22 protein-coding genes and 1 pseudogene are annotated in these 23,004 nt (G+C 71.3%); 13 read left to right on the top strand and 10 right to left on the bottom strand.

All coding sequences use genetic code 11. The annotated features are described in order from the left end of the window. Nucleotides 1-11 precede the first annotated feature (11 nt). Together ACFYY6_RS26355 and ACFYY6_RS26350 are read left to right on the top strand one after the other, a co-directional pair. On the top strand, nt 12-803 hold the full coding sequence (locus tag ACFYY6_RS26355; protein ID WP_351628415.1) for a hypothetical protein: 792 nt from the start codon (nt 12-14) through the stop codon (nt 801-803). Between the two features lie 222 nt (nt 804-1,025). Next, complete coding sequence (locus ACFYY6_RS26350; RefSeq protein WP_351520997.1) at nt 1,026-1,358, top strand: DUF2516 family protein; 333 nt, start codon at nt 1,026-1,028, stop codon at nt 1,356-1,358. Here ACFYY6_RS26350 and ACFYY6_RS26345 read toward each other — a convergent pair. The 3 genes from ACFYY6_RS26345 to ACFYY6_RS26335 all read right to left on the bottom strand — a co-directional run bounded on the left by ACFYY6_RS26345 (nt 1,340) and on the right by ACFYY6_RS26335 (nt 5,788). Further along, on the bottom strand, nt 1,340-2,926 hold the full coding sequence (locus tag ACFYY6_RS26345) for a PP2C family protein-serine/threonine phosphatase (RefSeq protein WP_389195449.1): 1,587 nt from the start codon (nt 2,924-2,926) through the stop codon (nt 1,340-1,342). The genes ACFYY6_RS26350 and ACFYY6_RS26345 overlap by 19 nt on opposite strands. Before the next feature lie 596 nt (nt 2,927-3,522). After that, a complete protein-coding gene (locus tag ACFYY6_RS26340) occupies nt 3,523-4,659 on the bottom strand; it encodes an NlpC/P60 family protein (protein ID WP_351521001.1) in 1,137 nt (378 codons plus the stop codon). Nucleotides 4,660-5,008: 349 nt separating this feature from the next. Beyond that, on the bottom strand, nt 5,009-5,788 hold the full coding sequence (locus tag ACFYY6_RS26335; protein WP_351521003.1) for a class I SAM-dependent methyltransferase: 780 nt from the start codon (nt 5,786-5,788) through the stop codon (nt 5,009-5,011). Nucleotides 5,789-6,088: 300 nt separating this feature from the next. Between ACFYY6_RS26335 and mshA the strand changes: the two genes are divergently transcribed. Next, entirely contained in the window at nt 6,089-7,441 is a 1,353-nt protein-coding gene (gene mshA, locus ACFYY6_RS26330) for a D-inositol-3-phosphate glycosyltransferase (protein WP_389195446.1), read from the top strand. Between the two features lie 226 nt (nt 7,442-7,667). Further along, complete coding sequence (locus tag ACFYY6_RS26325) at nt 7,668-8,141, top strand: YbjN domain-containing protein (protein ID WP_351521024.1); 474 nt, start codon at nt 7,668-7,670, stop codon at nt 8,139-8,141. Nucleotides 8,142-8,281: 140 nt separating this feature from the next. On the opposite strand, the pseudogene ACFYY6_RS26320 reads toward ACFYY6_RS26325, so the two are convergent. Then, a pseudogene (locus ACFYY6_RS26320) lies at nt 8,282-9,460 on the bottom strand (phosphotransferase family protein). Between the two features lie 180 nt (nt 9,461-9,640). Here ACFYY6_RS26320 and ACFYY6_RS26315 point away from each other — a divergent pair. Beyond that, nucleotides 9,641-10,420, top strand: coding sequence for a hypothetical protein (locus ACFYY6_RS26315; protein WP_389195443.1), 780 nt, complete (start codon nt 9,641-9,643; stop codon nt 10,418-10,420). Between the two features lie 333 nt (nt 10,421-10,753). Here ACFYY6_RS26315 and ACFYY6_RS26310 read toward each other — a convergent pair whose 3' ends face one another. Further along, complete coding sequence (locus ACFYY6_RS26310) at nt 10,754-10,996, bottom strand: hypothetical protein (protein WP_073789288.1); 243 nt, start codon at nt 10,994-10,996, stop codon at nt 10,754-10,756. Continuing rightward, nucleotides 10,993-11,241: a hypothetical protein gene (locus ACFYY6_RS26305; RefSeq protein ID WP_073789286.1), complete on the bottom strand. Its 249-nt coding sequence runs from the start codon at nt 11,239-11,241 to the stop codon at nt 10,993-10,995. The genes ACFYY6_RS26310 and ACFYY6_RS26305 overlap by 4 nt, the downstream gene beginning before the upstream one ends. 176 nt (nt 11,242-11,417) lie before the next feature. Between ACFYY6_RS26305 and ACFYY6_RS26300 the strand changes: the two genes are divergently transcribed. Next, nucleotides 11,418-12,014: an AAA family ATPase gene (locus ACFYY6_RS26300; RefSeq protein WP_386608301.1), complete on the top strand. Its 597-nt coding sequence runs from the start codon at nt 11,418-11,420 to the stop codon at nt 12,012-12,014. A 217-nt stretch (nt 12,015-12,231) separates the two neighbouring features. Then, nucleotides 12,232-12,615, top strand: a complete 384-nt coding sequence (locus tag ACFYY6_RS26295; protein ID WP_351521012.1) for a hypothetical protein — start codon at nt 12,232-12,234, stop codon at nt 12,613-12,615. A 141-nt stretch (nt 12,616-12,756) separates the two neighbouring features. On the opposite strand, the gene ACFYY6_RS26290 is transcribed toward ACFYY6_RS26295, so the two are convergent. Beyond that, entirely contained in the window at nt 12,757-13,518 is a 762-nt protein-coding gene (locus ACFYY6_RS26290; protein ID WP_351521014.1) for a phosphoglyceromutase, read from the bottom strand. A gap of 319 nt (nt 13,519-13,837) precedes the next feature. Between ACFYY6_RS26290 and ACFYY6_RS26285 the strand changes: the two genes are divergently transcribed. Beyond that, entirely contained in the window at nt 13,838-15,277 is a 1,440-nt protein-coding gene (locus ACFYY6_RS26285; protein ID WP_386608302.1) for an MDR family MFS transporter, read from the top strand. Nucleotides 15,278-15,537: 260 nt separating this feature from the next. On the opposite strand, the gene ACFYY6_RS26280 is transcribed toward ACFYY6_RS26285, so the two are convergent. Both ACFYY6_RS26280 and phoU read right to left on the bottom strand, forming a co-directional pair. Next, entirely contained in the window at nt 15,538-15,687 is a 150-nt protein-coding gene (locus tag ACFYY6_RS26280) for a hypothetical protein (protein ID WP_351628438.1), read from the bottom strand. 428 nt (nt 15,688-16,115) lie between these two features. Beyond that, a complete protein-coding gene (phoU, locus tag ACFYY6_RS26275) occupies nt 16,116-16,793 on the bottom strand; it encodes a phosphate signaling complex protein PhoU (protein ID WP_351525224.1) in 678 nt (225 codons plus the stop codon). Between the two features lie 198 nt (nt 16,794-16,991). On the opposite strand from phoU, the gene ACFYY6_RS26270 reads away from it, so the two are divergent. Together ACFYY6_RS26270 and ACFYY6_RS26265 are read left to right on the top strand one after the other, a co-directional pair. Further along, nucleotides 16,992-18,266 (top strand): ATP-binding protein, encoded by a 1,275-nt coding sequence (locus ACFYY6_RS26270; protein ID WP_351525225.1) that lies wholly within the window; start codon nt 16,992-16,994, stop codon nt 18,264-18,266. Beyond that, the gene (locus ACFYY6_RS26265; RefSeq protein WP_073789279.1) at nt 18,263-18,943 is read left to right on the top strand and encodes a response regulator transcription factor; all 681 of its coding nucleotides are present in this window, start codon (nt 18,263-18,265) and stop codon (nt 18,941-18,943) included. The genes ACFYY6_RS26270 and ACFYY6_RS26265 overlap by 4 nt, the downstream gene beginning before the upstream one ends. Before the next feature lie 143 nt (nt 18,944-19,086). Here the strand turns inward: ACFYY6_RS26265 and ACFYY6_RS26260 are convergent, their stop codons facing one another. Further along, complete coding sequence (locus ACFYY6_RS26260) at nt 19,087-19,746, bottom strand: DUF461 domain-containing protein (protein WP_389195438.1); 660 nt, start codon at nt 19,744-19,746, stop codon at nt 19,087-19,089. Between the two features lie 865 nt (nt 19,747-20,611). Between ACFYY6_RS26260 and ACFYY6_RS26255 the strand changes: the two genes are divergently transcribed. From ACFYY6_RS26255 to ispF, 3 genes are all read left to right on the top strand, one after another. Beyond that, on the top strand, nt 20,612-21,094 hold the full coding sequence (locus ACFYY6_RS26255) for a CarD family transcriptional regulator (RefSeq protein WP_006380568.1): 483 nt from the start codon (nt 20,612-20,614) through the stop codon (nt 21,092-21,094). A 478-nt stretch (nt 21,095-21,572) separates the two neighbouring features. Beyond that, nucleotides 21,573-22,319: a 2-C-methyl-D-erythritol 4-phosphate cytidylyltransferase gene (gene ispD / locus ACFYY6_RS26250; RefSeq protein ID WP_386608304.1), complete on the top strand. Its 747-nt coding sequence runs from the start codon at nt 21,573-21,575 to the stop codon at nt 22,317-22,319. Then, the gene (ispF, locus tag ACFYY6_RS26245; protein WP_389195435.1) at nt 22,309-22,899 is read left to right on the top strand and encodes a 2-C-methyl-D-erythritol 2,4-cyclodiphosphate synthase; all 591 of its coding nucleotides are present in this window, start codon (nt 22,309-22,311) and stop codon (nt 22,897-22,899) included. The genes ispD and ispF overlap by 11 nt, the downstream gene beginning before the upstream one ends. Nucleotides 22,900-23,004 lie beyond the last annotated feature (105 nt).

Below are 23,004 nucleotides of genomic sequence, written 5' to 3'. Positions count from 1 at the left end.
GGACCACAGTCATGCCCATCACCGATGACCTGCGCAAGACCCTCACCGACCCGACCCCCCTCTACTTCGCCGCCGGTACGGCCGACCTCGCCGTCGAGCAGGCGCGCAAGGTTCCGGCGCTGATCGAGCAGCTGCGTGCCGAGGCGCCGGAGCGCATCGAGGCGATGCGCAACACCGACCCCAAGGCCGTGCAGGAGAAGATGGCGGCCCAGGCCAAGGAGGCACAGGCCACCGTGCAGGCCAAGGTCGGCGAGGTGATCGGGGCGTTCGACAGCGATCTGCGGAAGCTGGGCGAGAGTGCCCAGGACCTCGCGATGCGCAGCCTGGGCGTGGCGGCGGAGTACGCGGTGCGGGCCCGGGAGACGTACGAGAAGGTCGCCGAGCGCGGCGAGCGGACCGTGCGGAACTGGCGGGGCGAGACGGCCGACGAGATCGTCGAGATCGCCGTCGTCGTCGAGCCGCGCAAGGAGTCCAAGTCGGCCGGGACCAGGACGACCGGTACCAACGCGACCGGAACCAAGGCGAACAGCGCCAAGGCGAACGGCGCCAACGCCACTGCGACCGGGTCCGCGGGCGCCAAGCCGGCCGGGACCGCGTCTGCGGGGACCAGGCCCGCGGGTACCAGGTCCGCCGGGACCACGGGCACCTCACGGACGGCGTCGGCCGACCGGGCGGGACAGGCCAAGGCGGCGCCCGCCCCGAAGGCCGCGGGGGCGGAGGGCAAGGCTCCGGCCGCGTCCGCCAAGAAGGCGCCCGCGCGCAAGCCCGCTGCCAAGCGGACGCCTCCGCCGAGCGCGAAGTAGGGCCCCCGGGGCGAGGCAGGATTCCCGGGGCGAGGCAGAACCCCGGTTCGAAGCGGAACCCCCGCGTGAAACAGGACCCCCGGTGCCACGGGCCGCAGGCTGCGGTGCCGTGGCACCGCCGCGTGTACCGGCGGCCGGGGCGGGCATTTTTCGGGGTGCCCGGCACGTTGCCCCGGTACCTTGGCCGCGAGGGGCTCATCCATCGACTAGGCGGTGCACACCATGTTGCTCACAGGATTCAGCACACTCATCTGGCTGCTCTACATGGCCATGCTCGTCCTGGCCGTGGTCGCACTGGTCATGGCGGCGATGGCCCGTGATGACGCCTACCGGGCCGCGGACAAGCAGCAGAAGTCCTTCTGGCTCATCATCCTCGGTGTCGCCGTCGCCGTGAATCTCTTCGTGCCCATGCTGTTCCTCCAGCTCGCCGGTCTGGTCGCGTCCATCGTGTTCCTGGTGGACGTGCGGCCCGCGCTCAGGGCGGTCTCGGGTGGCGGCAGGCGCGGCGGTTCCAGCAGCGACGGGCCGTACGGGCCTTACAACGGCGGGCGCTGACCGGACGCGGCGCTCGCCGCGTCCGTGGGTGAGGCCGATCCGGGGCGGGGGCGCGGGATGTTCATGGCCCGGCCCCCGCCCCCGTTCGGGCCACCGCTCGGAGTCCGGTCACCGCTCGGGCTCCGGCCGTCGTTCGGGTTCCGTCCGCCGCCCGGGCCGTGGTCGGAACAGGGGGCGGCATAGGGGTCGGAGTACGGGGCCGGACCACGGCTGGTGCACGCGCCCAGGCCGGATCCCGCGTACCGGCGGATCCGTTCCTGGTCGCGGTCGAGCAGCAGGACCGCCACGTCGTCGGTCAGCTCGTCGCCGTTCAGCTGACGCACGCGGGTGACCGCGGCCTCCAGCAGGTCCTCGCCGGTGAGTCCCTCGGCCAGCTGCTGATTGATCATCGCGACCATGCCGTCCTGGCCGAGCCGTCGGGTGCCCTCGCCGACGCGTCCTTCGATCAGCCCGTCCGTGTACATCATGAGGCTCCAGGAGCCGCCGAGGTCCACCTGCCGACGCGGCCACCGGGCCCGCGGCAGCAGGCCCAGGGCCGGTCCGCCGTCCTCGTACGGGAGCAGATGCGCGGCCCGTCCGCGCCGGGCGAGCAGCGGGGCGGGATGGCCCGCGATGCAGAGACCGGCGCGCCGGCCGTCGGGGGCGATGTCGACGGCGCAGAGCGTCGCGAAGACCTCCTCGCTCTGCCGTTCGTGCTCCAGGACCTGCTGGAGCGTGGCGAGCAGCTCGTCGCCGCAGAGTCCGGCAAAGGTCAACGCCCGCCACGCTATGCGCAGTTCGACACCGAGCGCCGCTTCGTCCGGGCCGTGACCGCAGACGTCGCCGATCATCGCGTGGACGGTTCCGTCCGGGGTGCGGACCGTGTCGTAGAAGTCGCCGCCGAGCAGCGCGCGGCTGCGGCCGGGGCGGTAGCGGGCCGCGAAGCGCAGGTCGGAGCCCGCGAGCAGCGGGGTGGGGAGCAGGCCGCGTTCGAGACGGGCGTTCTCCTGGGCGCGCAGCCGGGACTCGGTGAGCTGGTGCTGTGCGAGGTCGGCGCGCTTGCGTTCGACGGCGTACCGGATGGCGCGGCTGAGCAGCCGCCCGTCGAGTTCGCCGCGGAAGAGGTAGTCCTGGGCGCCGACCCGTACCGCCTCGGCGGCCAGCTCGGTGTCGTCCCGTGCGGTCAGGGCGAGGACGGCGTGGCGTGGGGCCAGTCGCAGGACGTGCCGGAGTGTGGCGAGCGCGTCCACGCTCGCGCCGTCGGCTCCCGCGGCCTGTGCGGGGCCCGTCGCTCCCTGGGCGGACCCGGTCGTTCCGCGGACGTTTCCGGCGCGGGCGGCTCGTGCCTCGGCGCCGGACGGCAGGGCCAGGTCCAGCAGGATGCAGTCCACGTCGTCCGTGAGGAGCCGGTCCGCCTCGGTCAGGTTGCGGGCGGTCCGGACACGTATCCGGGTGCTCGCCGAGGCCGGAAGTTCGGGGACGGTGAAGGTGCCCGCGGGGTCGTCCTCGATCACCAGGAGGGTGAGGCCGGTGGCGGGGGAGGGCTCCGCAGCGAGCGGGGTCTGCTCCTGCGGTTCGGGTACGGGCATCGGTTCGGGTTTCCTTCCCTCCCCCCGAGGGTGCGGCGGGACGACGAACGACGAACCGCCAGACCGGGACGATAGCGGGCCGCGGCGGGGAAACGGAATGGCGTACCGCGACCGCCCGCCTTCATGCGCCGGTCGTGCGCCGGGTCGCGGGCCGCGTCCGCCCGGCCATAAGCCGCGTCCCGTCACGGATCCGGCGGGGAGCGCCGGGGCGGGGACCGGGGGCGGGCGACCGCGCATGAGAAAGCTCACGTGGGCGCGGAGGTGGCGCGCGTCACCGCAAACATGTGAGCCGCTCGGTGGCCCAGCCCACCACGAAGCGCGTGAGCACCCTGGTGGCGTGCGTCACCCCGGTGAGATGGGTCACCGGAGCGAGGCGCGCGGTCCCGGGCCGGTGGGTCGCTTCGGCGCGATGGCGCAAGCGGGCGGGGTGGTGCACCTCAGGCGCCACCGTGCATACGGGCGCCACCGTGCATACGGGCGTGACCGTGCACACAGGCGCCACCGTGCACGGACGGGGCGGTGCACACGGGCGTGACCGTGCACATGGGCGGGGCGGTGCAGTGGCTCTCGTCCCACTCCCGCCCCCGGGCGGCGTTCTACTTGTCCGGGCGGACCACGCCGAGTATCCGCATCGAACCCGCGCCCGCCAGCGTGACGTCGCGGCCGGGGCGCGGGGCGTGGACGATGGCGCCGTCGCCGATGTACATCCCCACGTGGCTGGCGTCGTCGTGATAGATGATCAGGTCGCCGGGGCGCATGTCCTTGATGGCGATGCGCGGCAGCAGCCGCCACTGTTCCTGAGAGGTGCGCGGGATCGGCCGGCCGGCCGCGGCCCACGCCTGCGACGTCAGCCCCGAGCAGTCGTAGGAGTCGGGCCCCTCGGCGCCCCACACGTACGGCTTGCCGATCTGCGCGGTTGCGAAGGCCAACGCCTTCTTCCCGCTCGCGCTCGCCTCGCGGTTGATGTCCTTCAGGGCGCCGGAGCTGAGCCACGCCGTCTGCATCTTGTACGCGGCTTCCTGCTCCAGCTTGAGCAGCCGGGCCCGCTCCTCCTTCTCGAGCCGGGATTCCAGCTTCTTCGCCGCCGCTATCTGTTCCTTGATCTCTTTCTTGGCCTCGGCCTGCTTCAGGCGGTTGGCTTCGAGCTTCTCCCAGTTGGTGCTCGCGTCCTTGCTGTACGTCTCCAGGTTCTGCTGGGTCCTGGTCAGTTCACCGAGGACGCCGCGGGCGGCCTGCTGGCCTTCCCGGACCCGGTTCACCCCGTCCAGGAACAGCTGTGGATCGTCGCTCAGCATCAGCTGCGCCCCGGGCGGCAGCCCCCCGCTGCGGTACTGCTCGCGGGCCTGGGCGCCCGCCTGGCTCTTGAGCTCGGTGATCTTCGCCCGGCCCACGACGATGGCCCGGGCCAGCCTGACGATCTCGTTGGACTGCTTCTTGGCCTTCTCGGCGGCGAGGTTGTACGCGTCGGTGGCCGCACCCGCCTTGCGGTAGAGGGCCTCGATCTCCTCGCGTACCTCTTCGAGGCTCTTCTTCGGCTCCGACGCCTTCGACTGCTTCTTCGCCTTCGTCTTCGCCCCGGTCCCGGGCCCGACGGGGTTTTTGGGATCCGACGCGTGCCGCGATGCGGCGGGGGACGGCGGGGAGGGCGCGGCGAACGCCTCGACCGGCGCGGTGAGCACGGTCAGCGCACAGACCAGAGTGATCGCGGCTGCGGCACAGTGACGTCGGTTCACGTGATCCCCCTCCGAAAGCACTTGATTAACCGTCAGTAACTTTTCTTCGACGGCGTGATCGTGCCACGCCGTCCCGAAAAGCAACAGAGGCCCACACATGCTGTTCCGACCATCACACAGATCGGGCCGAAATGTTGGCAATACGCGCACGCGCCGGGGGGCGCTCGGTTGCGAAGTCGGTGCGCGCCGGGCCGCGGAGGCGGGCCCCGTGCATACATACCGGGCTGCCAGTTCAGTACATGTCTCAGTACGCGCGTCTCAAGCGCTCGAGTGCTCGCGTCTCAGTGCTGGCGTCTCCGTGCTCGCGTCAGTGCTCGCGTTTCAGAACGCGTGTCTCAGTGCGCGTGTCTCAGTACGCGTCGGGTCGGAGCGCGGCCCACCGCACCGTGACCTCGCCCTGGCGCCAGCGCCGTACCCCGTCCGTCAGCGGCCAGTCGGCCGACAGCGCCCGTACCGCCGTGATCCAGCGCTGCCGGGCGCCGAGCGCCGCGTACGGGGCGGCCGCGGCCCACGCCCGGTCGAAGTCGCGCAGGAAGGCGTGGACCGGTTCGCCCGGCACATTGCGGTGGATCAGCGCCTTGGGCAGGCGTTCCGCGAGGTCGGAGGGGCGGTCCAGGGAGCCGAGCCTGGCTGCGAACGTCACCGTGCGCGGGCCCTCCGGCCCGAGTGCCACCCATACGTGCCGACGCCCGATCTCGTCGCAGGTCCCCTCCACCAGCAGCCCGTCCGGCGCGAGGCGGGCGCACAGCAGCCGCCAGACCTCCGCCACCTCGCCCTCGTCGTACTGGCGCAGCACGTTCGCCGCCCGGATGAGGTCGGGGCGCCGGGGGACCGGGATCTCGAAGCCGCCGTGCAGAAAGGTGAGGCCCTCGCGTTCGTACGGCTTCGCCGCCGCGACCCGTTCCGGGTCGATCTCGATGCCGGCCACCTCGGTGCGCGCTTCGGCGGTGCGCAGGCGCTGGAGCAGTTCGACGGCCGTCCAGGGGGCGGCCCCGTACCCGAGATCGACGGCGAGAGGGGCGTCGGCGCGGTGCAGGGCCGGGCCGTGGGCGGCGGCGATCCAGCGGTCCATGCGGCGGAGCCGGTTCGGGTTGGTGGTCCCGCGGGTCGCGGTGCCGATGGGGCGCATGACAGCGAGCGTAACGACTGCCGGGCGGTGGGTGGCGGGGGAGTGAGGGGACAGCGGGTGAGTAGGGGGGGCCGGGGTGGCGGGCGGCAGCGGGAGGTGCCCACGCGCCTTGAGCGCGCGCGGCGTGTGGCGTGCGGCATGTGGCACCAGGCGCGGGGCACGGGCAGGTGAATGCGGGCCCGCGCGGCGAAGTTCGTAATGATTTGGTAAAGCGGAAATGAAAGGAGAGGTTCCGCTGTTTCCCCGCGGGAGGGGCTGGGTCCCTCCGTGTCGTGCCCTGAGTGAGGAGGACCGGACGACGTGAGTCAGTACGTCTCCCGGCTCGGCAGCAGTCGTGTGGCGCCGCGTCTCAGGTTCCCCGCGGCCTTCCCCGGCGGTCACCGCAAGCCGCGCCGTATCGCGATGCTCTCCGTGCACACCTCGCCCCTGCACCAGCCCGGAACGGGCGATGCGGGCGGCATGAACGTCTACATCGTGGAGCTGGCGAGGCGCCTGGCCGCGATCAACATCGAGGTCGAGATCTTCACCCGGTCCACCACCGGCGGACTGCCCCCAGCGGTCGATCTGGCGCCCGGAGTCCTGGTCCGGCACGTCGACGCGGGACCGTACGAAGGGCTCGCCAAGGAGGAGCTGCCCGCCCAGCTCTGCGCCTTCACCCATGGAGTCATGCAGGTGTGGGCCGGCCAGCGCCCCGGCTACTACGACCTGGTCCACTCCCACTACTGGCTCTCCGGCCACGTCGGCTGGCTCGCCGCCCAGCGCTGGGGCGTCCCGCTCGTCCACGCCATGCACACCATGGCCAAGGTCAAGAACGCGGCACTTGCGGAGGGCGACACACCGGAGCCGGCCGCCCGCGTCATCGGCGAGACCCAGATCGTCGACGCGGCCGACCGGCTGATCGCGAACACGGCCGAGGAGGCGGACGAACTGATCCGCTTCTACGCCGCCGACCCCGGTTCCGTCGCCGTCGTCCACCCCGGGGTCAACCTGGACTGCTTCAGCCCGGCCGACGGGCGCGCCGCGGCCCGGGCCCGCCTCGGACTGCCGCAGGAGGCCCTGATCCCGGTCTTCGCGGGCCGCATCCAGCCGCTGAAGGCCCCGGACGTGCTGCTGCGGGCCGTGGCGGTGCTGCTGGACCGGAACCCCTCGCTGCGTACCCGAATGGTCGTACCGATCGTCGGCGGTCCGAGCGGCAGCGGGCTCGCCAAGCCGGAGGGGTTGCAGAAGCTGGCGGCGCGGCTGGGCATCGCGGACGTCGTACGGTTCCACCCGCCGGTGCGGCAGCACGAGCTCGCCGACTGGTTCCGGGCCGCGTCCGTGCTGGTCATGCCCTCGCACAGCGAGTCCTTCGGGCTGGTCGCGATCGAGGCGCAGGCGGCGGGCACCCCGGTCGTCGCGGCGGCCGTGGGCGGGCTCCCGGTGGCGGTGCGGGACGGGATCACCGGCTTCCTGATACCGGGGCACGAACCGGGGGCGTACGCGGAGGCGTTGGCCCGGTTCGCGGACGCGCCGGACCTGGTCGCCCGGATGGGCGCGGCGGCGGCGGCCCACGCGCAGGGCTTCGGCTGGGACACCGCCGCGTCGGCGACCGCCGACGTGTACACGGCCGCGATGCACGCGCGCCGCCGTCGCGTACGCTCGCACCATGGCTGACGCACCCGAGGAAGCGACGACGGCTGATGCGGCGATGGCCGACGTGACGGCGCGGGACGGGCGGCCGCAGCAGGACGAACGGCAGGAGCGGACCGGGAGGCAGGAGCGGGCCACGCGGACCACGCCGTCGGAACGGACCGCGCGGGCCGCACAACCGGAAGCGGCCGCGCAGGCCGCACTACCGGGAGAGACCGCGCAGCTCGCGGAGGCCGCACCGGTCGCGCGGATCATCGAGGCGGCGCTGAAGGACGCCGAGCTCGAATGGGAGAGCCCGGAACCCGGAAGTTACGTCGTCAAGCTGCCCGGCACGCGCAAGCTGTCCACCACCTGTTCGCTGCGGGTCGGCAGGCACTCGCTCTCCCTCAACGCCTTCGTCATCCGGCGCCCGGACGAGAACGAGCCGGCGGTCCACCGCTGGCTGCTGGAACGCAACCTTCGCCTCTTCGGCGTGAGCTACGCGGTCGACGGGCTCGGCGACATCTACCTCGTCGGCAAACTGCCGCTCTCCGTGGTCACGCCGCAGGAGCTGGACCGGCTGCTCGGGACGGTCCTGGAGGCGGCCGACGGCTCGTTCAACACCTTGCTGGAACTGGGGTTCGCGAGCGCGATCCGCAAGGAATACGCATGGCGGGTGTCGCGCGGCGAGTCCACGCGGAACCTGGAGGCGTTCAGGCACCTGACCGAACGTCCGGAACGCTGACGCCCGGCGGAACGGCCGTCCGGCTGACCGCTCGACCGGCCGACTGCCCAACTGCTCCGAGAGCCCTAATGCCCGACCGGCTGGCCAACTGGCCAACTGGCCGGCTGACCGCCTGACCGGTCGAACCGGGCCCGCTGGGCTCAGTCCCCCGACCGCAGCGCCGATTCCACGTCGCCCAGGGCCCGCACGAGTTGTGGACCGACCTCCCGCCACGTCCAGTCCAGTTGCTCCCGGGGGACTCGGCGCGGGACGGTCTCCACCAGCATGATCAGGTAGAGGTAGCAGCGGTAGAGCGCGAGCCGCAGTCGTGCGGACGCGTCGAACACCATCGGCTGTCCGCTGCCCTCGGCGTACCCGGTGAGGAGATCCTCGTCGTCCTCCGGGTCCGCGAAGAGGGAGAGGGACACGAAGTCGGCGACCGGGTCGCCCCAGAACATCCGCTCGCCGTCGACGATCCCGCCGAGGGAGCGGGCGCCCGGCTCGCCGTCGACGAGGAGGTTGCCCTGCCACAGGTCGAAGTGGACCGGGGCGGGCCGGGTGACATCGTCGAGGACGGGCGACGCGGCGGCGAGCAGCGCGCGGATGTCCGCCGTCGGGCGCGGCAGCCGGGCCCGGTACGCGTCCGCGTCGGCGAGGACGGCGTCGGTCATCGCGGTGAACGCCTGCCGCCAGGTCGCGGACAGCGGGCCCAGCGCCTGCCCCGGGTAGCCGAATCCGGCGGAGCCCGTGAGGGAATGCGTACGGCCGACGATCCTGCCCAGTGCGTTCCTGAGCCGACGTTCCTCGGCATCCGGAGCGGAGGTGCCTGGAACAGCGGCTCCCGGCGCGGCGGCGCCTGGAACAGCGGCTCCCGGCGCGGCGGCGCCCGGGGTGGCGACTCCCGGAGCTGAGGCTTTCGGAATGCTGGCGCCTGGAACGGAGGCGTCCGGCGCCGCGGAGCGCGTGGTGGTGGCGTCATGGGCGGCGATGTCGTCGGCGACGTCACTTCAGGGGCGTCCCGGAAGTGCCGACACGATCAGGTACGGGCCGGTCGGCGACGCCGGGTCGAGTTGGCTGTGGAGCACGCGCGGCACCGGTGCCGTACCGGCTGTGCAGGTGTAGAACTCGACCTCATTGACCAGCAGGTCGCGCTCATGGCTCATCAAGGTCCCGTCGATCGCGGGCGGTGGGACCTTGACCACCCAGTCGTCGCCGTTGGTGAGGGTGACCCGGGTGACGGTGTTGAAGGTGCCTCCGGTGAGACGCATGAGGGCGGCGATCCGGTCCTCCCTCAGACCGACCGACCGCAGTACGACCGAGGTCAGGTCGTCGTTCGCCATGAGTGGCTTTCCCCCGAAGTCGTAATTTCTGTGCATCGTGGTGACGAACAGCTCATTCACAGCGTGATCACAGCGCCGTCACGATCGCACCGCTTTCCCAGCTTGATTGATCAACAAACAAAATGTGCTTCTAAGGTGAGTCGAATCCTCAATTCCTGCACAGAGATACGGATCCGGATCATGCGACCCACCGCCATACGCCGTACCGCCCTTGCCGCCACCGCGGTGTGTGTGGCCCTGCTCGCCACCGCGTGCGGTGGAGGCTCGGACTCCGGTTCCGGCTCCGGAGACAAGGGGGCGGACAAGGGCAAGGAGTCCGCCGCCGCGAAGCCAGCCGCCAAGGCGCTGACCGCCGCCGAACTGGAGAAGGCGGCGCTGGCCCAGGGCGACGTCGAGGGCCACAAGATCGCCAAGGCCGCGGCCAAGGACACGGTCTCCAAGGACGACGTCAAGTCCGCGAACGCCGCCTGCACCCCGCTCGCGAACGCGCTGATGGGCGCGGAGGTCGGTGAGCCCGCGGCGTTCACCAGGCGGACGGTCGTCAGTGAGCCCAAGAAGAAGGAGGGCCTGAAGCCCGAGGAGATCCTCAAGGCGGCGATGGACATCACGACCACGCAGCTCGCGCTCGGCTCCTACGACGGCACGGGCGCGGCCGACTCGGTCGCCGCACTGCGCAAGGCCGCCACCGAGTGTGCGGGCGGGTTCGAGTTCACGGCGGCCGGTACCAAGAACAAGATCACCAAGGTCACCGAGGCGCAGGTCACCGGCGGCGAGGAAGCGGCCGCCTGGAGCGTGGAGATGGCTGCCGACGGGGAGAAGATACAGCTCAAGCTGGTGGGCATGCGTCAGGGCGCCTCGTTCGCCTCGTTCTCCTCGATGAACCTGGCCGCGATGGGCAGCGGTGGCGACTTCGAGCTGCCGGCCGCGGTGGTCGAGGCGCAGGCCAAGAAGCTGGCCTAGTGCTGCGACCGGAACGGTTCGCCGGCTCGCGACGCCCGGCGCGGCACCTCGCGGCGTTGCCGCATCACCCGAGTACGTCCCGTACGAGGGCGCTCCTCCGCCTTGCGGCGCACCGCACCGGATGTCGCGAGCTTCCCGGCAAACCTTTCCAGCCGCAGCACTGGCCGGTCGACCCGTGGCCGGTCGACCCGTGGCTGTTCGGGTAATGGTCGTTCGGGTAGTGGTCGTTCCTTCCACGGCTGCCCGGATCCGACCGGGCGAGGGGGCGGAAGGAAAGGCGGGGGCCGGCCCGGTCGTTCACGGCAGTGGAACGGAAAGGCCGGGTCCGGTCGTTCACGGCAGCGGGACGAGCCTCACCACCGTGACGATCAGGACCGACCCGGACACGTAATAGAGCACGATGGCCCCGGCGACCGTCGCCTCGCGGCGGTCGCGCTCGCTCTTGACGGCGGTGGACCCGTGCCCGTACGGGTCCCGGCCCAGGGTGCGGGCCATTTCGTCCCGGAAGACCTCGCCGTCGCGCATCTTGGCCAGGGTGTCGTCGGCGGGCGGGGCGTAGGAGATGCGGAAACTCAAGCGACGGTCCGCCTCTCGGCCTCGTCCTGCGCCAGTCGGTCCAGGATCTTCTCGGCCTCCGGATCGGGTACGGCCTCCAGCATCCAGTGGCGCATAACCGCCTGGATCTCGCCCACCCCGGCGTCGTTGATGGCGCGGTCGAACTCCTCGCGTCTCTCCTCGGGCAACGCGGCACGGATGGCCGGAATGCTGTTGGGCACGTCGACTTCGGCGCCGCCGACGAAGGTCTTCAGGGGCTCGCCCATGGTTGCTCTCCCCGCTCTCCTTGCTCTCCGCGCACGGCCCGCCCGGGGCCCGTACCGCACTCGCGCGGCTGCGACCCCGTACGGGTGGACTCCCGCCCGCACACGGACCGTTGCTCCGCCTCACGGTAGCGCCAGGCGCCGGGGCGGGGCCGGGGACCGCACGGTACGTTCGTTCCGTGACAGGAACATCATGGGACATATTGTTGGTTGGCGGGGCGTCAGGCATTGGCAAGAGCCGACTGGCCGCGCGGCTCGCGGCCGAACACACGGCGTTCGTGGTCGAGTTCGACGACGTGGTCAGCGCTGTCGAGGCGATGACGACGGCCGAACACCACCCTGCCGTCCATCACTTCGACGACATCCCCGACACCTCGGGGCTCACTGTCGACGAGGTGCTCGACCTCCAGATCGCCACCGCCCGTGCCCTGGAACCCGCGGTGCTGGGCGTGGTCGACAACCGCCTGACCGTCGACGCCCCCGCAGTGATCGAGGGCGACTACCTCACCCCGGCCGTGGCCGCGACGGCGATCAACCGCGGCGCCGGCTCCGGTCGCCGCGTACGGGCGGTGTTCCTGCACGAGGAGGACCCGGACCGGATCACCGCCAACTACGCCTCCCGGGAGCCGGGCAACGGCGAGCAGCGGCACCGGGCTCAGGTCAGCGCCGCCTACTCGCACTGGCTCGCCGCCCAGGCGACCCGCCACGGACTGCCGGTCGTCCCGTGCCGCCCCTGGAACACCCTCGCGGCGCGCGTGGGACAGGCGTTGGGATAGGAGCGAAGCCCCGCGGCCGGGGGCGCGACCACGCGGCCACCGCCGGACCGATCACCGACGTGCCCCGCACCCCCGCCCCGGTCCCGGAACCGCCCCCGTCCCGGAGTCGTCCCCGTCCCGGAACCGCCCCCGGTCCCGGAGCCGTCCCCCGGAACCGCCCCGGCCCCCGCCCGTTCGCCCGCCCGGCGTTGTCACACCCCCGTCGTACGCTCGGGACATGAGCGTTTCCGTCTACTACAGGGCCCGTCGGGCAGAGCCGTTGACCGGCCCCGAATCCGCCGCGGTCGAGCGTGTCGTCGCCGCACGCACGGCGTCGTTCCCGTACGACGACGAGGAAGACTTCTACCTCTACGACCTCGGCGGCGACGAGGACGACGAGATCCTCGCGGGATCCACCAAGCTGCCGAGCGATCCGGGCCGATGGCTCCCGGTGCTCACTCACGTGCTCGACTCCGTCACCGAGCTGCGCCGCGCCGTGGCCGGGGCGGAGTGGCACGTGCACATGGACGACGTCGACGTCCCGTGGGACGAGAGCGAGGGGTACGCCCTGCCGGGCATGCGCGACGCGGAGCTCGCCGCCGAGCTCGGCGGCCTCGACTGACTCCCGGACGGGGACGGGCGGAGGTCTGACGGAGGACCGGAGGAGACGCCACGCACGACGCCTCCCGCCCGGGCCGGCCGCGTACAACGACGAGCCCCCGCCCGCGGCGAACCGCGGACGGGGGCTGTCGGAGCGCAGTGGCTACTTCTTCTTGCCCTGGTTCTTCACGGCCTCGATGGCGGCCTTCGCGGCCTCCGGGTCGAGGTAGGTGCCGCCCGGCTTCACGGGGCGGAATTCGGCGTCCAGTTCGTAGAAGAGCGGGATGCCGGTCGGGATGTTCAGGCCCGCGATGTCGGCGTCGGAGATGCCGTCGAGGTGCTTGACGAGGGCCCGGAGGCTGTTGCCGTGGGCGGCGATCAGGACCGTGCGGCCGGCCAGGAGGTCCGGGACGATGCCGTCGTACCAGTACGGCAGCATGCGGACGACGACGTCCTTGAGGCACTCCGTGCGCGGGCGCAGCTCCGGCGGGATCGTCGCGTAACGGGCGTCGTCGCTCTGGGAGAACTCGGTGCCGTCCTCGAGGGCGGGCGGCGGGGTGTCGTACGAGCGGCGCCAGAGCATGAACTGCTCCTCGCCGAACTCGGCGAGCGTCTGCGCCTTGTCCTTGCCCTGGAGGGCGCCGTAGTGGCGCTCGTTCAGGCGCCAGGAGCGGTGTACGGGGATCCAGTGGCGGTCCGCGGACTCCAGCGCGAGCTGCGCGGTGCGGATGGCGCGCTTCTGGAGGGAGGTGTGCAGCACGTCGGGGAGCAGACCGGCGTCCTTCAGCAGCTCACCGCCGCGGACAGCCTCCTTCTCGCCCTTCTCCGTGAGGTTGACGTCCACCCAACCGGTGAACAGGTTCTTCGCGTTCCACTCGCTCTCGCCGTGACGGAGGAGGATCAGCTTGTACGGTGCGTCGGCCATGGCTCCGAGCGTAATCGAAGCCCCGCGAGCGCCGCGCGGACGGTCACAGGACGGACGGCCGGGGGTGGGCCAACACCTGTCCAGGCCCCTGACCAGGGCGGACTCGGCCCCTGACCGGGGCCGGGTCGGAGTCCGTCGCCGGGTTCGGAGCCGGGGCGGACGGGGGCGGTGCGCGCTCGGGGCGGGGCGGGAGCGCGTCGATTGACGGGGCGCGTCAATCGACTGGCGATCCGGAATCCGTTGATCGTAATGTTCGGATCGCTGCCGGGCCTCTTACCGGTGGTGTTCGCTCCGTCGTACTTCCCTGGGGGGATTCCGTATGTCTGTCGCCGGTGTCAGACGGGCTCTACAGGAGTCCGTGTCCGGGCTCCCCCGGGAGTTCTGGTGGCTGTGGACCAGCACGCTGGTCAACCGTCTGGGAGCGTTCGTCGCCACGTTCATGGCGCTCTATCTCACCCTGGAGCGGGGCTACTCCGCCTCGTACGCCGGTCTGGTGGCCGCGCTGCACGGGCTCGGCGGGGTCGTGTCCGCGCTCGGGGCCGGGGTGATGACGGACCGGCTGGGGCGTCGGCCCACCATGCTGATCGCACAGACCTCGACCGCCGTGTCCGTGGCCGTGCTCGGATTCATGGTCGATCCGGTGGCGATCGCCGCCGTCGCCTTCGTCGTCGGCATGGCCAGCAACGCCTCGCGGCCCGCCGTTCAGGCCATGATGGCCGACATCGTGCGGCCCGAGGACCGGGTGAGGGCCTTCTCGCTCAACTACTGGGCGATCAACCTCGGCTTCGCCGTCTCGTCGGCCGGGGCCGGATTCGTCGCCGAGTACAGCTATCTCGCCGGGTTCCTGGGCGAGGCCGCGATGACGCTGATCTGTGCCGTCGTCGTCTTCGTCAAGGTGCCCGAGTCGCGGCCCGTGCCCGGGACGTGGCCCGGGAAGGACGGGGCACCCGGTCGGACGGTTGCCGACGGGGTGGCCGCCGGGCGTGCGGGCGAGGTGCGGCTCTCCACCGTGCTGCGCGACGGCCGGTTCATGAGTGTTGTCGGGCTGTCCTTCGTCATCGCTCTGATCTTCCAGCAGGGATATGTGGGCCTGCCGGTGGCCATGGGCGCGGACGGCTTCTCCAGCTCCGACTTCGGTACCGCCATCGCCGTCAACGGTGTGCTGATCGTGGTACTCCAGATCCCGGTCACCCGTTTCATCGAGCACCGGGACCCCCGTCGGCTGCTCGTCGTGTCCTCCCTTTTGGCGGGATACGGGTTCGGGCTGACCGCGTTCGCCGGGTCCGTCGCCGTCTACGCGTTGAGCATCTGCGTCTGGACGGTCGCCGAGATCGTCAACTCGCCTATCCAGACCGGCCTGGTCGTCCGGCTCTCGCCGGCCCAGGGCCGCGGCCGGTACCAGGGCATGTACACGATGTCCTGGTCCGCCGCGGCGCTGGTCGCGCCCCTGATGTCGGGCCAGGTCATCGACCGCTTCGGGGCGCAGTGGCTGTGGGGGGCGTGTGCGGTACTGGGCACCGGTGCCGCGCTCGGGTACTGGCTGCTGATGCGGAACCTTCAGGAGGAGTCCGCCGCGGCGCTCGACGGCGGGGCCGCGGCGGCGGGCGTCCGGGCGGGGAACGGCGGGAGCGGGAGCGCCGGGAGTTCCGAGCGTGTCGGGAGCGCCGAGCGTGTCGAGTGCGTCGCGAGCGAGGGAGGCACGCGCAACGGGTCGGCCACCCCGTCGGCGTCCGAGCACACGTCCGTGGAGAGCGGCTGAGCGCCTGCCGTACGGGGCGCGACGCGGCGCATGTTCCGTGACGCATGGCCGATGACACATGCGGGGCGTGTGTACAGCCACGGCCCATGAAGACACGGCCCACATGCCGACGGCGCACATGCTCATAGCCCATACGCCCCCGGCGCACGCGTCCCCGACTCGCACGGTTGTGACACACGGCTGTGGCACATACAGCGGCGCCCCGCGCGGAGACGTGTCACTCCGCGCGGGGCGCGCCCGTCACTGCTGGGCGGCCTCGGTCAGCCGCAGCAGCCGCCGCACTGGCACGGAGCGCCGGACTGGCAGCCGCAGCCGCAGCCCGAGCCGCAGCCACAGGCGCCGAGCAGGGGCAGGTGCACCACGTCGGCGGGGGTTTCCTGCCGGGGGTCGGTCGTGGGGGAATCGGCCATGGTTCCTCCTCAAGGCGTACGACAGGGCCGTGCGCCGACAGCGACGTACGCACGGCCGGGGCGTACGGACCAGGCGTGCCGCCCCATCCCATTGGACGCCCGCAGGGGCGGGCGCATCAACGGCGCACACGTGCAGAACGCGTGTGCGATCGAAATGCGACCGCGCACGCCGCCCCGCATCCGGACCTGTCCGGCCCTCGGGACTTCCGCCGGGCACCCCGTCCGGTTACGGCCTCGTCCACGATTGTCAGCGGCGTCGCGGTGTCTGGGACCTCCGCCTCCGGCGTTGTCGTCAGTCCCCGACGCTCCTTCCCCAAGCTCTCAGCTGCGTTCGAGCAGGGGAGACCCCATCCGACTCCCACCTCCGCCTTGGATTCGAAGGCCCCAGACACCGCTCCTTCCTCCACTGCCAATCGTGGACGAGGTCGTTACGCGCCCTCCACCGAGGCCTGCTGCTGGATCTCGTCGGCGTGCTCGCCCGTCACCAGATAGACCACACGCTTGGCGACCGACACCGCGTGGTCCGCGAAGCGCTCGTAGTAGCGGCCGAGGAGCGTCACGTCGACGGCGGTCTCGATGCCGTGCTTCCAGCGGTCGTCCATCAGGTGCTGGAACAAGGTGCGGTGCAGCAGGTCCATCTCGTCGTCGTCCTGCTCCAGCTGGAGGGCCAGATCGACGTCCTTCGTGATGATCACTTCGGCCGCCTTGGCCATCAGGCGCTGGGCAAGCTGCCCCATCTCCAGAATCGTCGCGTGCAGGTCGCGCGGCACCGGCGACTCCGGGAACCGCAGCCGGGCGAGCTTCGCGACGTGCTGGGCGAGGTCGCCCGAGCGCTCCAGGTCGGCGCTCATCCGCAGCGAGGTCACCACGATGCGCAGGTCGGTCGCCACCGGCTGCTGGCGCGCGAGCAGGGCTATGGCCCGGGCCTCCAGGTCGTGCTGGAGGTCGTCGACCTTCTGGTCCGCGGCGATCACGCTCTCCGCGAGCTTGAGATCGGCATCGAGCATGGCCGTCGTCGCCCGGCCGATCGCCGACCCGACGAGCCGGGCCATCTCGACCAGCCCCTCGCCGATCGAGTCGAGTTCCTCGTGGTAGGCGTCACGCATGGAAGTCCCTCTCCAGTCTTCTGTGCAATACCGGGGCAGGCTGTGAGCCCCACGTTGCCACCTTGGGCGGCGTACGCGTCCGCTTCCGGCCGCCCAAGTGAACCGTCCCTTGCTCCTCGGTGAACTCTGGGCGACGAGTGTTCGGACAGGCACCCGGATGGCTGGGAGAGTCCTCCCGGACCCGCATAACCTTGACGTATGGACGTGAACGCGGCAGTCGCCGCAGCTGCGGCGATCGGCGGTGCGTGTACCGGCGTGATCGCCATGCTCGCGTTCCGCTGGAGCGAGCGCGACCAGAAGAAGCCGACGCGAACCTCTCTGCGGCCCGACAACAACGCGGCTCTTCCTCCCGGTGTGGACACGGTCCTGTCCGTGCTCAGCTCCTCCGCCGTCGTGCTCGACGAGAGCGACAGCGTGGTCAAGGCCAGCTCCGCCGCCTACGCGCTGGGGCTGGTCAGGGGAGGACGGCTCGCCGTCGACGCGATGCTGAACATGGCCAGGGACACCCGCAGGGACGGCGAGATAAGGCAGGTCGAACTGGACCTGCCTCGCCGCGGCACCGGCCGCGGCGAGGCCCTCGCGGTCTCCGCCCGGGTCGCCCCGCTGGGCTCCCGGCTGGTGCTGCTGCTGGTCGAGGACCTCACCGAGGCCCGCCGCATAGAGGCGGTACGGCGCGACTTCGTCGCCAACGTCAGCCATGAGCTCAAGACCCCGGTCGGCGCGCTCTCGCTGCTCTCCGAGGCCGTGCTGGACGCCTCCGACGATCCGGAGGCGGTGGAGCGGTTCGCCGGGCGGATGCAGATCGAGGCGACCCGGCTGACCAACCTCGTGCAGGAGATCATCGACCTCTCCCGGGTGCAGAACGACGACCCGCTGGAGGACGCCGAACCGGTACGCGTGGACGAGCTGGTGGCCGAGGCCATCGACCGCTGCCGCCAGCAGGCCGGCTCGAAGCAGATCACCATGGCCGCGGGCGGCACCGCGGAGCTCCGTATATGGGGCAACCGCGGTCAGCTCGCCGCGGCGCTCGGCAACCTCGTCGAGAACGCCGTCAACTACAGCCCCGCCCGTACCCGAGTGGGCATCGCCGCCCGGCGTGTGTCCGTACCCGGCGGGGACCAGATCGAGATCGCGGTGACCGATCAGGGCATCGGCATCTCGGAGAAGGACCGCGAGCGGGTCTTCGAACGGTTCTACCGCGTCGACCCGGCCCGCTCACGGGCCACCGGTGGCACCGGCCTCGGCCTCGCCATCGTCAAGCACGTGGCCGCCTCGCACGGCGGGGAGGTCACGGTCTGGAGCTCGGAGGGCCAGGGCTCCACCTTCACCCTGCGGCTGCCCGAAGCGGGCCCCGCACGGGAACGGGACCGCAGCTCGGGCGGACCGCTCGTCGCCGACGGCGACGAGGGCCCTTACGGGCCCGCTCACCCCGACACCCTTGAACCAATCCCTGCCCCGGAGGTCCTTCCGTGACCCGAGTGCTTGTCGTCGAGGACGAGGAGTCCTTCAGCGACGCCCTGTCCTACATGCTCCGCAAGGAGGGTTTCGAAGTCGCCGTCGCGGCCACGGGACCGGACGGTCTTGACGAGTTCGAGCGCAACGGCGCCGACCTCGTACTGCTCGACCTGATGCTGCCGGGCCTGCCCGGCACCGAGGTCTGCCGTCAGCTGCGCAGCAGGTCCAACGTCCCCGTGATCATGGTCACCGCCAAGGACAGCGAGATCGACAAGGTCGTCGGCCTGGAAATAGGAGCCGACGACTACGTCACCAAGCCCTTCTCCTCGCGGGAGCTGGTCGCCCGCATCCGCGCCGTGCTGCGCCGCCGGGGCGAGCCGGAGGAGGTCACCCCGGCAGCGCTTGAGGCGGGCCCGGTCCGCATGGACGTGGACCGCCATGTCGTCACGGTCGCGGGCGGCAAGGTCGACCTGCCGCTCAAGGAGTTCGACCTGCTGGAGATGCTGCTGCGCAACGCGGGCCGTGTGCTGACCCGCATGCAGCTCATCGACCGGGTCTGGGGCGCCGACTACGTGGGCGACACCAAGACCCTCGACGTCCACGTCAAGCGCCTGCGGGCCAAGATCGAGCCGGACCCCGGCGCGCCGCGCTTCCTGGTGACGGTCCGCGGCCTGGGGTACAAGTTCGAGCCGTAGACGACGGCGGTACGCGACGTCGGAGGGCGCCCCCCGAAAGGGGGGCGCCCTCCGACGTGCACGTTCCCGTGCGCCTCGTGCGCCTGCCGGGGACCGGCACCCATCAGCTGCGGGTGCCGACGTGTCCCTGTGTGCCCGTCCGGTCAGTCGCCCGACGGGGCGTCGGCCTCGGCGTTGTCCTGGGCAGGCGTGTCGTTCTCGGAGTGGGCCTCGCCCGGGGCACCCGGCGTCGTGGAGCCGGTCGGCGAGGTGGCCGGCGAGGTCGGCTTCTGAGAGGGAGCCGTCGGCAGTGAGCTCGGGCCGAAGTCCGTGAAGTAGCTGGTCGCCGGGACGACGAACACGCCGAGCGGGATCTCGCCGGTCGAGCTGAACTTGAAGACGACGTTCTGCACGCTGCCGTTCGGGGCGGCTTCGCGGCCGTTCTCGATCACGGCGGACGCGTTGCCCTTGCCGCCGATGATCACCCTGCCGCCGGCCGGGACGACGACGGGGCCGCTGCCCTCGGCGGCGTGCAGCTTCACCGTGGCGTTCGTGCCCGGGAGGGTGACCGAGTCGAGGGTCTGCTGCTTGGTGCCGTTGTTGAAGAGCGTGGCGGAGACCACGGCCGGTCCCTCCGCGTTGCGCTCGGGCTGGGTGATCAGGTTCGCGTTCTGGATGCTGATATCACCGGAGGTGGTGGCGGCGCTGTCCGGCTTGATCTGGAGCGTGGCTGCGTCATTGCCCGCACCGCACGCGGTGAGCGAGGCGATCGAGAACACGATGGCTGTGGCGGCGAGGGCGCCGTGTCGAAGGCTGCGGCTCACGGCGGCGGCAACTCCTTGAACGATCGGACTGCGGACGGGTGGTCGAGCGACGCGGGGTCGCCCTGCGAGCGGCGTAAAGCCGCCCTAAGTGTGTGTCAGCGGCCTTAGGCTACCGAGCCGCCTCGCCCGCCCCGCACCCGACCCGCCCCTTACACGCTCCGCACTCCCGCCCCGGCGCTCCCTAAGGGCTGTCCCCAGGCCGACGGTGCCGTGCCGGCACCGCCTTCGGAGCGGCGCGTCCGCTCGCGGCGAGAGGAAGCCGCGAGCGGACACACCGGGCGGCCGTGCCCGGATGCGCGGGGCGGGCGCAACCGGGCTGCGGGGCAGTCGCATCGGAACAACGAGCATCTGCGTCGGGGCAACAGGCACCCACATCCGGTCGCCGCATCCGGGCATCACGTGCCCCCGCATCCGATCACCGTGCGCGATCCGCATGCGCCGACACATGGCGTTCACATATTGCCGGTGATCAATTCATGAGGGTGGCGCATTCCGTGCGCATTAGTGATCACGGCGCAGTGTCGATCAATTCCATTGAACGGCAGCACTTACCTCCGCTTACCTCCGCGCATACATCTGTACGGGTGAGCGATCTTCGAACGAAGTATGGAAAGTTTGGCGTCGAGAACCCGACAAAACGGGACGTTCGACCACTTCAGAGGGGGGTTCCGGGGTGCGTGAGGTGCACGTTTCGTCCCGCCCACGCAGCCGCTCCGACCTGCGAATACCGGCTTCCGTGAACCTTCCGCAGCACGTACGTGTCGCTGTTGTCAAGCCCCGAGATATGCCCTGACCTGCGAAAACGCCATTCAGGAGAAGCTGTTCTCGTGTTACCCTTGATAGCCACGGAAGGGGTACCTGTCACATGACGTTCAAGGTTGGCGACACCGTGGTCTATCCCCATCACGGGGCCGCGCTGATCGAGGCTATCGAAACTCGCCAGATCAAAGGCGTGGACAAGACCTACTTGGTGCTCAAGGTCGCCCAGGGCGACTTGACGGTTCGTGTGCCGGCGGACAATGCGGAGTTCGTGGGTGTGCGCGACGTGGTCGGGCAGGAGGGGCTGGACCGGGTCTTCGAGGTGCTGCGTGCGCCGTATGCCGAAGAGCCGACGAACTGGTCCCGGCGCTACAAGGCAAATCTGGAGAAGCTCGCTTCCGGCGATGTCATCAAGGTCGCCGAAGTGGTTCGCGACCTCTGGCGTCGCGAGCGCGAGCGCGGACTCTCCGCGGGTGAGAAGCGAATGCTGGCCAAGGCCCGCCAGATTCTGGTGAGCGAGCTCGCTCTCGCGGAGAACACGAACGAGGACAAGGCCGAGGCTCTGCTCGACGAGGTACTCGCGTCCTGAACCGGCTTGTGCCGGTCATGAAAATGTGCTGCGGTGCCCGCTGACAACCGTAATCACGGTACGTCGGTCGGGCGCTGCGGCATGTCCGCATGCTTGCCGATAGCCGGCACGCGGTTCCCTGTATCCGGGTGGGCGCTCCCGTATCCGGTGCGGTGCGGTGCGGTCGTCGGGCACGGCAGGTACGACGAAGGCCGGGTGCGGCGAAGGGCGGCGTGAACCGTCTGGATTCAGCCAGGACGTGGCTGAATGGCGACGATTATGTTCCGTCGCACCCTTGCGTTGGCTTCAGCGGCGATCCCCCCGATACTTTGCTCGCGATCTTGCGCAGCCGATCCCGAGCGGCCGATGCGGCTCGTCCGGCTTCGACCGGGTGTCACGGAAAGGGCCCGGTCGAGTCGCGGCTCGGCGCCCGGCTCGCTTGTCGCCATACCCACGTCGGCCGTGGAAACAAACATGCCGAAGCTCCGGAGTGCAACCGATGTCTGATCAACCGCGCCTCTCCCGCACCGCCGCCGTGATTCCCGCGGCCGGCCGCGGTGTCCGGCTCGGCCCGGGCGCCCCGAAGGCGCTCCGCGGGCTGGGCGGGACGCCGATGCTCATCCACGCGGTACGGGCCATGGCGGCGTCCCGTTCCGTCTCGCTGGTCGTCGTCGTGGCGCCGCCGGACGGCGCCCCCGAGGTCAAGAACCTGCTGAACGAGCACGCCCTGCCCGAACGCACCGACTACCTCGTCGTGCCCGGTGGCGACACCCGCCAGGAATCGGTGCGCCTCGGCCTCGACGTCCTGCCCGAGGACGTCTCCGTCGTGCTCGTGCACGACGCGGCGCGCCCGCTGGTGCCCGTCGACACGGTGGACGCGGTGATCGAGGCGGTGCGCGACGGCGCGCCCGCCGTCGTCCCCGCGCTGCCGCTCGCCGACACCGTCAAGGAGGTGGAGCCCGGGGCGCCGGGCGAACCGGAGCCGGTGCTCGGCACGCCCGAGCGGGCCCGGCTGCGCGCCGTGCAGACCCCGCAGGGCTTCGACCGCGACACGCTCGTGCGCGCGCACCGCACCGTCGTCGTCGGGGGCGAGGGCGCCACGGACGACGCGGGCATGGTGGAACGGCTCGGGGAGCCGGTCGTGGTCGTCCCCGGGCACGAGGAGGCGTTCAAGGTGACCCGGCCGCTGGATCTGGTGCTGGCCGAGGCGGTACTCGCGCGCAGGAGGGCGAACGATGGCTTCTGAGGAAACGGTTCCCGGGACGATGGCGGCCGGGAACGAGTCGGCGGGGCAGCGGTCCGCCGCGTCCGCCGACGGGGATGCGGCGCAGGTCCGGACGGCCGGACCGGTGATCCCGCTCGTCGGGATCGGCACCGACATCCACGCCTTCGAGGAGGGCCGCGAGCTGTGGTGCGCGGGCCTGCTGTGGGAGGGCGAGGGCCCGGGCCTGGCCGGGCACTCGGACGCCGACGTCGTCGCGCACGCCGCGTGCAACGCGCTCTTCTCGGCCGCCGGTCTCGGCGACCTCGGGCAGCACTTCGGCACCGGGCGGCCCGAGTGGTCCGGCGCCTCCGGGGTCACGCTGCTGACCGAGGCGGCGCGGATCGTACGGGCCGCGGGCTTCGAGATCGGGAACGTCGCCGTCCAGGTCGTCGGTGTGCGGCCGAAGATCGGCAAGCGGCGCAAGGAGGCGCAGCGGGTGCTCTCGGACGCCGTGGGGGCGCCCGTCTCGCTCTCCGCCGCCACCTCCGACGGGCTCGGTTTCACCGGGCGGGGCGAGGGCCTCGCCGGGATCGCGACCGCGCTGGTCCACCGCACCGGCTGACCCGCCCCGCGGCATCTCCCGCATCGCCGACGCGGGACGACCCCGGGAGCGGTGCGGGAGCGCGGGAGCTCGTCGACGAGCTGTCCGTGTATACCGACGAGCCGT

The organism is Streptomyces sp. NPDC001750, assembly GCF_042892615.1.
Classification (GTDB): domain Bacteria; phylum Actinomycetota; class Actinomycetes; order Streptomycetales; family Streptomycetaceae; genus Streptomyces.
Note: the sequence above shows the minus strand (reverse complement) of the source record. Positions and strands in the feature narration are given on the sequence as shown.